At 37.3% G+C, this 13,986-nt stretch carries 16 protein-coding genes and 7 tRNA genes; 22 read left to right on the forward strand and 1 reads right to left on the reverse strand.

Features of this window, described 5'->3' with window-relative positions; genetic code table 11:
• From JOC73_RS08455 to JOC73_RS08560, 22 genes are all read left to right on the forward strand, one after another.
• Complete coding sequence (locus tag JOC73_RS08455; RefSeq protein ID WP_204402058.1) at positions 1-468, forward strand: YfcE family phosphodiesterase; 468 nt, start codon at positions 1-3, stop codon at positions 466-468.
• Positions 469-725: 257 nt separating this feature from the next.
• Positions 726-799 (forward strand) — tRNA-Gly (locus tag JOC73_RS08460).
• A 5-nt stretch (positions 800-804) separates the two neighbouring features.
• Positions 805-881, forward strand: a tRNA-Arg gene (locus JOC73_RS08465).
• A 27-nt stretch (positions 882-908) separates the two neighbouring features.
• A tRNA-His gene (locus JOC73_RS08470) sits at positions 909-984 on the forward strand.
• A 95-nt stretch (positions 985-1,079) separates the two neighbouring features.
• Positions 1,080-1,155, forward strand: a tRNA-Gln gene (locus JOC73_RS08475).
• A gap of 5 nt (positions 1,156-1,160) precedes the next feature.
• A tRNA-Gly gene (locus JOC73_RS08480) sits at positions 1,161-1,235 on the forward strand.
• 9 nt (positions 1,236-1,244) lie between these two features.
• Positions 1,245-1,321, forward strand: a tRNA-Arg gene (locus JOC73_RS08485).
• A gap of 23 nt (positions 1,322-1,344) precedes the next feature.
• A tRNA-Arg gene (locus tag JOC73_RS08490) sits at positions 1,345-1,421 on the forward strand.
• 167 nt (positions 1,422-1,588) lie between these two features.
• Positions 1,589-2,056, forward strand: coding sequence for a C-GCAxxG-C-C family protein (locus tag JOC73_RS08495; RefSeq protein WP_204402060.1), 468 nt, complete (start codon positions 1,589-1,591; stop codon positions 2,054-2,056).
• Between the two features lie 170 nt (positions 2,057-2,226).
• The gene (locus JOC73_RS08500; protein ID WP_204402062.1) at positions 2,227-2,589 is read left to right on the forward strand and encodes a hypothetical protein; all 363 of its coding nucleotides are present in this window, start codon (positions 2,227-2,229) and stop codon (positions 2,587-2,589) included.
• A 146-nt stretch (positions 2,590-2,735) separates the two neighbouring features.
• Entirely contained in the window at positions 2,736-3,428 is a 693-nt protein-coding gene (locus JOC73_RS08505) for a YeeE/YedE thiosulfate transporter family protein (RefSeq protein WP_204402064.1), read from the forward strand.
• 14 nt (positions 3,429-3,442) lie between these two features.
• Positions 3,443-3,670: a sulfurtransferase TusA family protein gene (locus JOC73_RS08510; RefSeq protein ID WP_204402066.1), complete on the forward strand. Its 228-nt coding sequence runs from the start codon at positions 3,443-3,445 to the stop codon at positions 3,668-3,670.
• Between the two features lie 31 nt (positions 3,671-3,701).
• Positions 3,702-4,226, forward strand: a complete 525-nt coding sequence (locus JOC73_RS08515) for a YeeE/YedE thiosulfate transporter family protein (RefSeq protein WP_204402068.1) — start codon at positions 3,702-3,704, stop codon at positions 4,224-4,226.
• Between the two features lie 360 nt (positions 4,227-4,586).
• Positions 4,587-5,561: a sulfurtransferase gene (locus JOC73_RS08520; RefSeq protein WP_204402070.1), complete on the forward strand. Its 975-nt coding sequence runs from the start codon at positions 4,587-4,589 to the stop codon at positions 5,559-5,561.
• A 99-nt stretch (positions 5,562-5,660) separates the two neighbouring features.
• Entirely contained in the window at positions 5,661-7,445 is a 1,785-nt protein-coding gene (locus JOC73_RS08525; protein ID WP_330613148.1) for an FAD-dependent oxidoreductase, read from the forward strand.
• Positions 7,445-8,230, forward strand: coding sequence for a (Fe-S)-binding protein (locus JOC73_RS08530; protein WP_204402074.1), 786 nt, complete (start codon positions 7,445-7,447; stop codon positions 8,228-8,230). Before JOC73_RS08525 ends, JOC73_RS08530 begins: the two co-directional genes overlap by 1 nt.
• Before the next feature lie 20 nt (positions 8,231-8,250).
• Positions 8,251-8,934 carry a TVP38/TMEM64 family protein gene (locus JOC73_RS08535; protein ID WP_204402075.1) on the forward strand — a complete coding sequence of 228 codons (684 nt, stop codon included), beginning with the start codon at positions 8,251-8,253 and terminating at the stop codon, positions 8,932-8,934.
• A gap of 20 nt (positions 8,935-8,954) precedes the next feature.
• Positions 8,955-10,199 (forward strand): ABC transporter substrate-binding protein, encoded by a 1,245-nt coding sequence (locus JOC73_RS08540; protein ID WP_204402077.1) that lies wholly within the window; start codon positions 8,955-8,957, stop codon positions 10,197-10,199.
• 1 nt (position 10,200) lies between these two features.
• Positions 10,201-11,070 carry an ABC transporter permease gene (locus tag JOC73_RS08545; protein WP_204402079.1) on the forward strand — a complete coding sequence of 290 codons (870 nt, stop codon included), beginning with the start codon at positions 10,201-10,203 and terminating at the stop codon, positions 11,068-11,070.
• Between the two features lie 21 nt (positions 11,071-11,091).
• On the forward strand, positions 11,092-11,886 hold the full coding sequence (locus tag JOC73_RS08550; RefSeq protein ID WP_204402081.1) for an ABC transporter permease: 795 nt from the start codon (positions 11,092-11,094) through the stop codon (positions 11,884-11,886).
• Between the two features lie 15 nt (positions 11,887-11,901).
• Positions 11,902-12,921 (forward strand): ABC transporter ATP-binding protein, encoded by a 1,020-nt coding sequence (locus JOC73_RS08555; protein ID WP_204402084.1) that lies wholly within the window; start codon positions 11,902-11,904, stop codon positions 12,919-12,921.
• A 29-nt stretch (positions 12,922-12,950) separates the two neighbouring features.
• Positions 12,951-13,544: a CDP-alcohol phosphatidyltransferase family protein gene (locus JOC73_RS08560; protein ID WP_204402087.1), complete on the forward strand. Its 594-nt coding sequence runs from the start codon at positions 12,951-12,953 to the stop codon at positions 13,542-13,544.
• A gap of 53 nt (positions 13,545-13,597) precedes the next feature.
• On the opposite strand, the gene JOC73_RS08565 is transcribed toward JOC73_RS08560, so the two are convergent.
• On the reverse strand, positions 13,598-13,801 hold the full coding sequence (locus JOC73_RS08565) for a hypothetical protein (RefSeq protein WP_204402090.1): 204 nt from the start codon (positions 13,799-13,801) through the stop codon (positions 13,598-13,600).
• Positions 13,802-13,986: the final 185 nt, after the last annotated feature.

Genomic DNA, 13,986 nt, shown 5'->3' on the forward strand with positions numbered 1-13,986 from the left:
ATGCTAATAGCAGTAATGGGAGACACCCACCATCACCAGCAATATATAAAAAAAGCAATGAAACTTTTAAAAGATGTGGACATGATTATCCATACTGGAGATCATTACGGAGATTTACAGGCGATCGTCAAGGAGTATGGGGTTAAAGCCATTGGGGTAAGGGGAAACTGTGACCATGCTGGCGAGTTTGAGATTATTGAGGTTATTGCAGGTAAACGTTTTTTTATTTGTCATGGGCATCAATATGATGTAAAAAGAAACATTAATACAATTTTTTATAGGGGGAGAGAGGTGGAGGCTGATATAGTCATCTTCGGACACAGCCACCATCCTGTCTTTGTTATGGAAGAGGGGATGATTTTATTAAATCCAGGTAGTGTATCGGAGCCCAGAGGTGGCTCCAAGAGGAGTATGGCCTTGATTTATTTAGGAGGAGAGACAAAGGTAGAATTTATTGAAATAGATTAATTGGAGATCGTTTATCAACATCCAAGCTAAATAATTAAGAAAATAAGAGATATAGCCAGTATATAAAGGCTATTTTACGTTAAGGATATATAGTGAGGCATCACATCCATTGACCATCCACCAATAATTTTATATAATAATCTTCGTTGCTCCAACAGGATGTCGAAAAAGTGTTGAAAGGACTACTTGACATAATCTGTAGAAGGTGATAAAATTGTTAAATGTCAGGCAGCACACGCTGACAGCGACAAGGACATGCGGGTGTAGTTCAGTGGTAGAACTTCAGCCTTCCAAGCTGACCGCGAGGGTTCGATTCCCTTCACCCGCTCCAAATATGTACCCATAGCTCAGCTGGATAGAGCATCGCCCTTCTAAGGCGAGTGTCCGGGGTTCGAATCCCTGTGGGTACGCCACTGCTTTTAAAGAAGTAAAATTATATGGTGGATATAGTCAAGCGGTTAAGACACAGGATTGTGGCTCCTGCATGCGTGGGTTCGAATCCCATTATCCACCCCATAAAAAATCTAATTAATAGTGAACAATGAATAGTTATTAGTTATATTATTAAAATGATTAATTACTAATTGTAAATTATTAATTTTTTCTATCATTGGGATATAGCCAAGTCGGTAAGGCAACGGACTTTGACTCCGTCATCCGCAGGTTCGAGTCCTGCTATCCCAGCCATATCTGCGGAAGTGGCTCAGTGGTAGAGCATCGCCTTGCCAAGGCGAGGGTCGCGGGTTCAAATCCCGTCTTCCGCTCCAAATATATATGTACCCGTAGCTCAGCTGGATAGAGCATCGCCCTTCTAAGGCGAGTGTCCGGGGTTCGAATCCCTGTGGGTACGCCATTTTTTTTATATAATATGAATATGCGCCTTTAGCTCAGCTGGATAGAGTTGCAGACTTCGAATCTGAAGGTCGGGGGTTCGAATCCCTCAAGGCGCGCCAAATGAAATGATTTAAGGGGATGTTAGGAGTTTATACTTCTAACATTTTTTTATATTCTTATAATACAAAGTAAATAATGTATTAATTTTTTCTATTTCAACTAATCAAGCTAAATGATTATAATAGAGACGAGGATAAATAACATTGTAATAAAGTGGGGGATTAATATGAAAAAGATTACAGAAGAAATGATAAATCAAGCAGTAGAGTTAGCCGAAAGCTATTATAAAAAAGGAAAATACCTCTGTTCTGAAGCGGTACTAGCGGCAGTAAATGAAGTGCTAGATTGTGGTATGCCTCAAGAATATATAAGGCTGACATCAGGTTTCCCTGTTGGTATGGGGGGAGCAGGTTGTACCTGTGGGGCCATTACAGGGGGGCAGTGTGCCCTAGGGCTTGTCTATGGAAGAAAAAAAGCAGGGGGGAGTAATAAAAAAATTATGAAGCTTTCTAAAGAGCTTCATGATCGATTTAGAGAAAAGAATGGCAGTGCATGCTGTCGAGTCTTAATTAAAGATTATCAGTTTGGTTCAAAGGAGCATAAAGAAAGATGCACTAGGGTCACTGGAGAAACTTGCAAAATTGTTATGGAACTCGTATTTGAAAATCAAGGGATTCTATCAAAGATACTATAGGTCAAATATATAGCTCGAAAAAAATTAAGGACAGGATAATGATTTAAGATGGACTAACTGGTATAATAAAAACAAAGGAACATAATGACAAGGCATAGAAAAATCCTATCTATGCCTTTAGTATATGCTTTTCTAGTATTATCAAATTATAAAAAAGGAGCTTGGTGTAAATGAGCAACAAGATGGTCTTAAAACATATAGAGAATTACGGATTTGAAGTAGAGCAACTAGAAATTAGTCCTATGGAAGGCTACGGATGTATTAATCATGAGTCCAACGCTCAGTTCCTTTTAATATGTCTAAATGAGAGTCTTGAAATACCAGAATCCAATATGATCCTATCAAGGATTAATCATGAGGAACCATTGCAAATAGTGTATTTAATTCATATTAAGAATAATATTAATGAAGTTATTCAACTGGTTGAAGACGATGAGAATGAAAATAAAACTTTTTTAATCTATGACGAAGAAGATGAGATAGAATTTTTCTTAAAGGATTTATGGAATATAATTATCGTGCTAAACAGATAATTCTTAGCTTGGTCTGAACTTAATCAATGGGTATAATTGTTAACTAATTAGTTTAAATACTACTTGCATTTAAATAAAAAAAATTGTTATGATTAAATATAAGTAAAACATGTTAAAAAATATACAAGGATTAAAGGGGTGAGGCTATGTCGAAGGCCATAGAAGAGTTAAAGCTTAAGAGACAAGGGCAATTTAAAAAAAGAAGTAATCAGGTGCCCTATGGGATGATATGTATTGTGTTAGCAGTAGTAATATACGCTATGAGTCTACAAATCAGTACTAATCATAGTACTTTTTGGATTATAGGGATATTGATAGGGGTTACATTACAAAGGTCCAAATTCTGTTTTGCTGCCAGCTTTCGGGACCCTGTATTAGTAGGGAGTACAGCTCTTTTAAAGGCGATTCTCTTGGCACTCATTATTTCTACTATAGGTTTCGTTGCAATTGAGTATTCATCATCAGGTGGAAGCGAGAGTTTAGATTGGATTAGATCTATGGGACAGGTTCATCCAGTAGGGATTCATACAGTTATAGGAGCAGTTTTATTTGGAGCAGGGATGGTGATTGCTGGAGGCTGTGCCAGTGGATTCCTTATGAGAATGGGAGAAGGATTCTTACTTCAGATAGTGGTATTTTTTGGATTTATGATGGGAGCAGTTCTTGGAACATGGCATTTTGAGTTTTGGGATAAAATACTGATTTCTAATGCTCCTACCATCTTTATACCAGATTATGTAGGTTTTCCATTTGCAACGATTGGACAAGTCATTATTTTATTATTATTGTACTTTTTAGCTGATTGGTATGACAAAAAAAATAGCATTATGTCTATGTGATATTGGAGGTTAATATGGCAGAATTTAGATTAGATTGTTTGTATGAAGCATGTCCCATTCCGTTGCTGAAGGCCCATAAAAAGCTTCAACAAATGAAGGTTGGGGATTTATTAATATTAGAAACAGACCATAATTGCTCAATTATAAATGTAGTTGAATGGGTAAAAAAGCAGGGGCATCATGTGGATTATATTGAAATTACCGAAGGGCAATGGGAGATTTTTATTGAAAAGCAGAAGTAATATGGTGATACATTAGGGGGGGGGAGAGGGATTGAAAATATATAATAAAATATTTAAAAATCCATGGTCCTATAGAACTGGAGCTGTGATGCTAGCTACTTTGAACATTCTGTTGTTTTACAAGACAGGTAGAATGTGGCGAGTAACCAATGGCATTGTTTCTATTGGGGCATATATTCTAGAAAAAATAGGTTTAGAACCATCGAAGTGGTATTACTTTACTACCTATAAAAATATAGATATCAAAACCGGTGAAACTTTTTTATCAAATCCATATATTCTACTGAATCTAGCTATTATTTTGGGTGCTTTAATCTCTGTTCTTTTGGCTTCGGAGTTCAAATGGAAAAAAATAAAAAGCAAGAAACAATTTGGTTTTGCTTTGCTGGGTGGCATAATGATGGGCTACGGAACTAGGTTGAGCTTTGGTTGTAATATTGGTGGGTATTTTAGCGCCATACCATCCTTTTCACTACATGGATGGGTGTTTGCTCTTTTTATGTTCGTGGGGGCTTGGGTGGGGTCTAAGATACTGGTAAAGTTCTTGTTAGATTAGCCTGTTGAACCCCACTTCTTCGTCACTGAAAAGAACTAGCACCCTTGCGTATTGCTTAGCCGGGGCGTACGCTAGTTCTTTTTGTCACCTACCAATGTAATTTTTGTTACGCGTTATTAAGTATAATGATTATTTAGTTATAAAATATGTAATGTAGCTATACAATCCAGGTACTGGAAGGTTAACTTCATAATTATAATCAATGATTTTTAAATATACAAAACATTGTTAAAATATTAACCAATATAGGAAAGGATTATGCACCATAAGGAACATTTATTAGCATAATAATTATTTTTATTATACAATTAGATTGTAAAAAGTTTAACAAATAACATAAAAAGTGAGGGGGATTTTTTCATGAAAGGTAAAAATTTAATGATTATTCTATTGGCCCTAGTTGTACTTGCAGGTGGAGGGTACTATGGCTTTAAGCAAATGTTTGGAGTTCAAGAGGTAATTGTAGATGCAACAGAGCAAGGTCAAAAAATTGCAGAGTATGCAAACCCAGATGCCTTTATCACACCTGTACAATTAAAGGATCTTATGGATTCTGGTAAGGATGTTGTTGTAATCGGGTCTTTAAATCCTAAAACAGGGGATGCACCTATTGAAGGTTCATTTACAATGTGGAGAGATGATTATTCAGCAAAAGAGGGTGCCTATGAGTATGAAGGAATGAGAAATACCATTGAAGAAACAGAAGCAATTCTTTCTAGCTATGGTGCAACACCAAAATCAACAATTGTTGTTTATGCATCTAATGCTCATCATGATGCTGCAAGACTATGGTGGCAAATTAAACTACTGGGTCATAAGAACGTTAGATATTTAGATGGTGGTTTAAATGCCTGGGTAGGAGCAGGATATTCAACAGGTGGCGATGCCCCAGTGGTAGAGGCAACAAACTATAAGGCACCAAAAGCAAGTGAAGCACTGATCGCAAATTTTGAAGATGTGGTTGCGGCATTAAATACAGAAACTGTTTTATTAGATACACGAGCAATGGATGAAGAAGATGGTAGTTCAACGAAAAAAGGAGCTTTCGGTCCTGGAAAAATTCCTGGTGCTGTATGGATCGAGTGGACACAATCAGTTAATGAAGATACAACACTAAAGTCTTTAGATGAATTAAAGGAAATTTATGGTGCATTTGAGGGCAAAGAAATTATCCCTTACTGTCAATCGGGTGTTCGTAGTGCCCACACTTTACTTGTATTAACTCAAGCATTAGGATATGAAAATGTTAAAAACTATGATGGATCTTGGATTGAATGGAGCTATGAGCATTATGAAAAGAATAATGCAGAAGCTCTAGTAGAAAATGGTAAGTAAATAGAGGGATAATGGAGAGGCGACTTAATTTAGGTCGTCTCCCACTTTACATTCAGATGGATAGGCACAAAATTAGAAAGGGTGATTGTGTTGAGTAATGTGATTTTTAGTGAAGGTGTTATTAAAAATGCACAAAAAATAGTAGATGACTGTATGGGACATGAAGACGCATTTTGTCAGAGTAGATGCCCTATGAGTACAGATGTTAAAAAATATGTTAATCTAATAGGTGAAAAAAAGTATGATGAGGCAATTAAAGTCATTCGTGAAAAGTTATTCTTACCCAATACATTAGGTAGAATTTGTGCCCATCCATGTGAAAAGGACTGCCGAAGAGGTGTAGAATTCAACCAACCAGTGGCTATTGCTGCCCTAAAGCGTTTCGCAGCTGAGCAAGCAGACAATGAGTCCATCTGGGATACAACAACAGGAAGTCCAACTGGAAAGAAGGTTGCTATCATCGGAGCTGGTCCTGCTGGGGCTCAGGCTGCCATTGATCTTAGAAAAAAAGGTCACGCTGTTACTATTTTTGATAAACTTAATGTAGTGGGGGGAATGATGAGGGTTGGTATACCTGAATACAGACTTCCTAGAGATATTATAGACCGTGAGTACAGTTATCTAGATAAGCTTGGGGTGGAAATGAAGCTTGGTGTGGAAATCGGTAAAGATATCAGCTTTAATGAGCTTAGGGAAAAATTTGATGGGGTAATCATTGCCCATGGAGCCCACAAGGGTAACATTATTCCAATGGCAGGGCACAAGGCAGAAGGTGTTTATCCAGCTACCGAGTATTTAAAGGAAATTAGTCTTACTCAACAATTCCCAAGAGCAGGAAAAAGAGTTATGGTAATTGGTGGTGGAGACGTTGCAATGGACTGTGCCCGTTCATCATGGAGAATTGGTGCTACGGAAGTATATCAATGTTCTTTAGAAGACATGGCTAAGTTACCTGCATCCCAAGAAGAAATTCATGAATCCTTAGAAGAGGGCGTTGTTTTTAATGCTGGATGGGGTCCACTTGAAATCATTGAGAAGGATGGTAAGGTAACAGGAATCAAGATTCAAAAAGTAAAGTCTATCCTAGACAAAGAAGGTAAATTCAATCCACAGTATGAAGGAGAAGCAAAGATTATTGAAGTTGATACAGTGATCATGGCTACAGGACAATTGGTAGAAGATGTCTCAGGAGGAGTTCTTCCACAGACAAGAGGAGGAAGGTATGAAGTAGACAAAGAGACTCTAGCAACAAAGCTGGATAATGTGTTTGTAGCTGGAGATGCTGCCGGTGGTTTCATCGTAGTAGAGGCTATGGCATTGGGTAGAAAGGCTGCAAACAGTATTGATCGGTATTTAAAAGGCCAAGACTTAAGGGCTGATAGAGACCTCAAGAATGAATGGACTTATGAAACTAAATTAAACGTACCACTACCAGAGGGAACAGAAGATTTACAAAGACTACACACAAATATGCGACCTGCTGAAGAACGTAAAAAGGATTTTGCTCAGTCAGATTTAGGCTTTACCGAAGAACAAGCAGTTAAAGAGGCATCCCGATGTTTAGTTTGTGAATGTAAGCTCTGTATGAGGGAATGTGTTATGATGAACGACTTTGGAATCTGTCCAAAGGATATCGTAGCAGGGCTAGTGGAAGAAGGTAAGATGGAAGCGATGCTAGCTTATTCATGTAATGCCTGTGATAACTGTACAATTGTTTGCCCCCATGAACTACCGATGAAAAATATTTTCATTGGGTCCCGTAAAGACTTTGTAAAAGCAAACAATGGGGAATCGCCAATTAAAGGCCACGGAGCAATTAAGATACACCAAATACTTGGTTTTTCTAAGCTATTTACTACAAAAATTCGTGGAGGTAAGAAATAATGACTATAAAAATCGATAAAAGCAAACGTTATGGATTTATGCCAGGATGTAGCTTACCATCCTACAGTCCAGAGGCAGTAACTAAGACAACAGCCTATCTTAACGAAGTATTCCCAAACTTCTCTGCAGTTCAGAAATGCTGTGGAAAACCAACAAAAGCAGTGGGACAATACGACTTATTTAAGGAGCGATTTGCCGACCTACAAAAAGATATGGATGATGTTAATATCGATGAAATGATTGTAGCCTGTCAAAGCTGTAAGTTAACCTTTGACGAAGCTAGTCCAACACCGACTCATTCTCTATGGGAATTATTTCCTATTATAGGTTTGCCTAAAGAGCTTAAGGGTAAGGCTAAGGATAGTGATATTGTCTTTACCATCCATGATTCCTGTTCGACCCGTCATTTATCAGCGCTTCATGACGGTGTGCGTTGGATATTGCAGGAGCTTGGATACAAAGTTGTAGAGTCAGAATACTCCAGAGAAAAGACAAGATGTTGTGGGTTTGGGGGGATGGTTGTACCAGCAAATCCTCCAGTTGCTGAAAAAGTAATGAAGCGTAGAGTAGAAACTTTAGAAGGCGATAAAATCGTAGTATACTGTTCTGCTTGCCGTTCTTCTATTTTGAAGGGTGGAGCAAAGGCGTGGCATTTATTAGACCTTGTGTGGGGACCAGTAGTATACGCACAAGATGCACCACCAGAAGATGTATTGTCTTCACCAGTTAAATCATGGATTAATCGATATAAAGCAAAAAAAGGAATCGCAAAGGCGGTAAAATAGAAAAGAGGAGGTAAGTAATAATGAATAAAAAAATAAAGATGATTATCATGGTGGCTGTTTTAGCATTGGCTTTTTATGGTATTTATGCTACAGGGTTAATTGATACACTGAAGGATTTTGATAAATTTCAAAAACTGATCGAAGATGCAGGCTCTTTAGGATATTTTATTTATATTTTAATATTTATTGCAGCAGCAGTATTCTCGTTACCAGCTAGTGTTATTACCATTAGTGGAGGGATTGTATTTGGACCAGTGCTAGGTGCCATCTTAGCCTTAACAGGAGCAACAGCAGGTTCTATTGCAGCTTTTCTTGTTTCAAGATATATCGCAAGAGACTTTATTGTAGATAAGTTTGGTAAAAATGTAATTTTCAAAAAGATTGAGTCTGGTGTAGAAAAAAATGGAAAAGACTTTTTGATTTTAACTAGATTAGTGCCTGTTTTCCCATACAATATCCAAAACTATGCTTATGGGGTAACGAATATTGAATTAGCCACCTACTCTATTGTTACTTTAATTACGATGGCACCTGGTGCATTTGTTTATGCTTATATGGCTGGAGAAATCGCTCAAAATGGTATAACAACAGGATTTTTTGTTAAACTGTTAGTAGCGGGTGTTGTGTTGTTCGGAGTTTCTCAAATTCCAAAGATATTTGCAAAGAAAAAAGGAATTGATATGGATGCAGTCAACAATAAGTAAAAGTGTAGGAGGAAGGAATTGTGAGGAATAAAGGGATATTACTGATCTGTTTCATCCTAGTATTTTCTCTGTTGAGTGCGGGGTGTACAGTAAAAGATAAAGAGCAAGATAATGGAGTTAGTTTACAAGATAAGACTTGGGAAGAAATAGTGGAGGAAGCCAATGGCACTACAGTATCATTTTATGGCTGGGGTGGCGATGAGAAAATCAATCGTTGGTTAGATACAACTGTTGCTCAAGAGCTGAAGGAAAGGTATAATGTTTCATTGGAACGTGTACCAATGGTACCCAATGAATACTTGCCTAAGTTACTAAATGAAAAACAGTTAAAGGCTGAAGGGACTATTGATATTGTATGGATCAATGGAGAAAACTTTTATAACGCTAAGAGTCAAGAAATTTTATTTGGGCCATTTACTCAAATGTTACCAAACTTTAACCAGTTTATTGATACAGATTCCCCAGATGTGGAGTACGACTTTGGACACCCAGTAGAGGGATATGAAGCACCCTATGGAAAAGCTCAAATGGTTTTTATTGGTGAAACCGCAGTAATTGAAAAATTACCATCAAATCATATAGAACTAAAGGAATTAGCAAAAAAACATGAAGGTAAAATAACTTATCCTGATCTAACAGATTTTACAGGGAGTGCCTTTATTAGAAATATCATTTATGATATTGTAGGATATGAAGCCTTTATTGACTTACAGGCGGATAAAGAAGCGGTGAGGGAGGTCATCCAGCCAGCGTTGGATTATCTAGTTGATCTAAAGCCATATCTATGGCGACAAGGAGAGAACTATCCAGCTACCATTGCCCAGTTAGATAACATGTATGCCGATGGAGAAGTGTTGATGACGATGAATTATACACCCTTCCATATAGCAGGGAAAATTGCTGACGGGTCCTTCACTAAAACATCTCAATCCTTCTTATTCGAAAAGGGCACAATTGGAAACACCCATTTCATGGGGCTTCCATTCAATGCACCAAACAAGGCAGGGGCATTGGTTGTGATGAACCATATTTTATCTCCAGAAGTACAGGTGACTAAGTATGACCCAACGGTATGGGGAGACTTACCAGTAACTGATCCAAGCCTATTAAATGACAAGCAACAACAGTTATTCGAAAAGGTAGAATTAGGAGAAGGAGTTATTCCTCAAGATGTTCTGCTACAACATAGAGTACCGGAAATGAGGGCAGAATTAGTTCCAATCATTGAAGAATTATGGAGGGAAGTTGTTTTAGGTCATGAGTAAAATGAGGAAGAAAATAAAACCCTATATCATGTTGATACCTGTTATGATCTTCATATTAGGGATATTTATTGCAGGAATCGTATCCGGGCTACTACAGAGCTTTGGATACTTCCCTGCAATAGGGTTGAATACAATCACTGTGCAATACTATAAGGATATCTTAAGTAGCCCTAGTTTTTTAAAGGCCCTGAGATTTAGCTTTTGTACGTCTTTTATATCGTCGTTGATCGCGGTAGTATTAGGTGTTTTATTTTCATACCTCCTGCTTTATAATCAAAGAAGAAAGAGAGGGCCATTGGTCAATATCTATAAGGTGCCTATTATTGTACCCCACACCATTGCAGCCCTCTTGATTTTCATTTTATTTACCCAAAGTGGGTGGATAGCAAGGCTGATGTATCAATTGGGATTTATTGAAGATATGCAAAGTTTTAAACCTATGATATTTGATCGACAAGGATTAGGTGTGATTATGGCCTATGTATGGAAGGGGTTACCCTTTATTACATTGGTCACTTTTGAGATTTTGCGAAGTGTTGAGAACAAGTATGCTAAAATCGCCGCTAATCTTGGTGCCAACCATTTTCAAGTATTTCGATATATTCTATTTCCTTTGATTTTCCCCACCACTGCCTCGGGTTTTATTATTATTTTTGCTTTTTCCTTTGGGGCATTTGAGATACCCTATTTACTAGGACCTTCCACACCAAAGGCGCTACCGATCTTGTCATACATTCATTATAATAGTGTGAATCTAGCAGATCGACCCTATGCTATGGTCATTAATATGTGTATTGCTCTTTGTGCATTTATAACTGTTGGACTGTATGTACTAACTTTTCAGTTCATTAAAAAATACAATAATCAGTAATCATGGGAAAGATGTGTTATAATGAAAGTAAAATGGATAATAAAGTATATAATCTTAACAGTTCTACTTTTTCCGCTATTAATGATGATAGGATGGAGTGTTTCCAGTGCTTGGCCATGGCCTAGTCTAATCCCTCAAGGGTTTACTTTAAGGGCCTACTCTTATGTACTGGAGCCTACAACTGGAGTATTTAAAATTCTAGTAGATAGTATGATCCTTTCTATTGTGGTGACAGCCATCACTTTGCTGGTCAGTATACCTGCTGCTAGGGCCATTGCATTTTATGACTTTAAAGGAAAATCAGTGGTAAAGGTATTAATCCTACTTCCCCTGATTGTACCGATGCTGACGGTGGCCATGGGTATTCATTTAAGATTTATTCGATTAGGATTAGCAAATACATTTTGGGGAGTTGTATTGATTCATGTAATACCGGGGATACCCTATGGGGTTAAGATCCTTTTAAATGTTTTTGAATTGAATGGAAATAAGATTGAAACTCAGGCTAGGATACTTGGGGCTTCACCCTTGCAAGTAATCCGTTATGTGACACTACCTTTGATTACTCCTGGATTAATTATTGCGGGAAGTATCATCTATATCGCCTCCTTCAGTCAGTATTTTATCACCTTCTTGATAGGGGGGGGAAGGATTGTCACCTATGCTATGTTTCTGTTCCCCTTTGTTGAATCAGGGGATCGAACCATGGCTTCTGCCTTGAGTATTGTGTTTATTCTATCAATTACATTGGTATTATTCATAACGGAAAAAATAGTTGGAAACTTCTATGAAAAGAGCAGCCGATACTACGTTTAGTGAAAAGAGGCAATTATGGCAAAAATATATCTAAAAAACATAAACAAATCCTACGATAATAAAGCAGTTCTGAAAAATATTAATATTGTAATCAATGAGGGTCAGTTGACAGTGTTGCTGGGGCCAAGTGGTTCAGGTAAAACCACTATGCTTCATGGGATTGCTGGGATGGTTGATTTTGAGGAAGGGGATATTTTTTTTGGTGACCAGCTGATGAATCATGTATCCATAGATAAAAGGAATGCGGTTTTAGTTGATCAAAACCTACTATTGTTTCCCCATATGACTGTTGAATCCAATATAGCCTTTGGACTAAAGATGAGAAGGGTAAACAAGAGTGTGATTAAGGAAAAAGTAAATGAATTGATTCGTCTGTTGGAATTAGAGGGGCATGAAAAAAAGTTCCCAAATGAACTATCGGGAGGGCAAATGCAGCGGGTGGCCATAGCTAGAGCTTTAGCTATCGAGCCAGAGGTATTGCTTTTAGATGAACCCTTTTCAAAGCTGGATATCATGTTAAGAAAAAATATGCAGGAGTTCGTTAGAGCCTTGCAACAGAAATTGAATATCACTTTGATTATGGTGACCCATGATCAGGAGGAAGCTTTATCAATGGCAGATCAAGTGGCTTTGTTGCTGGATGGAGAAATCAAACAGTACACTACTCCAAACGAAATTTATGAAAAGCCAGTTTCAAAAGAAGTAGCAGATTTTTTTGGTGTAAGAAATTATTTTGAAGGAAAAATCTCAGGTGGGGAATTTCATTCTCATCTAGGAAGATTTAGTACAAATTTACCCAATTGTGAGAAAATAACCTTTATGTTTAGACCTGAACAGATAGGATTTGGTGAAAAACAAAAGGATAGCATAGAAGGAATTGTGAAAAGGAGGGTGTACTCCGGTGATAAAGTCGTGTACACCATTGATGTCAGGGATTTCCATATCCATGTTTCTAGTTTTATATATAAGGAGTTTAATATAGGTGATAAAGTATATCTGCAAGCAAACTTTGACAAAGCAGTTTATTTTATCTAGCGAAATTTAAATAAAAAAGGGGGGCCCACATGCTAGATACAAGAGCTAGAAGTTTTATTCAACCTGTGTTTGAGAAGACGGCAGATTTATGTATTCGTTGTAAATTATCGGCCAATCATGTAACGATTATAGCCCTATTGGTTGGGCTAGTACCAGCAATATTGTTGCACTTTGGTTATTCTGCAATTCTGGCTGTCAGTATACTATGGCTGTCAGGATGTCTAGATGCAGTTGACGGAACAATTGCTAGAAAAACAAAGGCATCATCTCCTTTTGGAACGATTATGGACATTACGTTTGATCGTGTAGTTGAAATCTCTTTATTGCTTGTATTGGCATTACATTATTCAAAAAATCCTTTTGTCTTTGTGGTTTTAGCAGCCACCATCATCATCAATATGACGATTTTCTTAACTGTTGGTGCAGCCTCAGATAAGGTTTCAGAGAAAAGCTTTTATTACCAACCTGGCCTTACGGAAAGAACAGAAGGTTTTATTATGTTTTCATTAATGATTTTACTGCCGAATTATACAGACTATATTGCCCTTATTTTTGCAGCGATGATTTTATTTACTTCTGGGCAGCGATTTAGGGAGGCTTATCGGTTTTTTAAGTATAAATAAACAGCAAGACCCCTGGAGAATCCTCCAAGGGTCTTTATTACTTATTCAGTTAACTAAATTCCGAATCCTCTGAAAAGATACGGTCCACAAAATAGAACAACAAGGAGTAAGAAGAAGAATAGTAACTCATCCCCAAATTGATTGAAGCAACTGCAGTTACAGAAGATAATCACTAGAAGTAGGAAGAAGAATAACAAACTATTTTTTCCTCCTATTAAACCACCAATTATATTATTCTTTTTAACTGTATCACTCATTAATTTCACCTTCCCTTTATTGATTTTGATATCTTTTGTTTCAATAATAAAGTATGATAAATGATGCAAATCTGTGCTAGTTTAATAAGTTATTATTATTAAAATGAGATGAAATACCCACCTACAAAAACAAAGGCAGGTGGATTTTTCATTGCATATCTAAAGCTATTGGCTTGAGCTAAGGG

It is taken from the genome of Alkaliphilus hydrothermalis (genome assembly GCF_016908555.1).
GTDB lineage: Bacteria > Bacillota > Clostridia > Peptostreptococcales > Natronincolaceae > Alkaliphilus > Alkaliphilus hydrothermalis.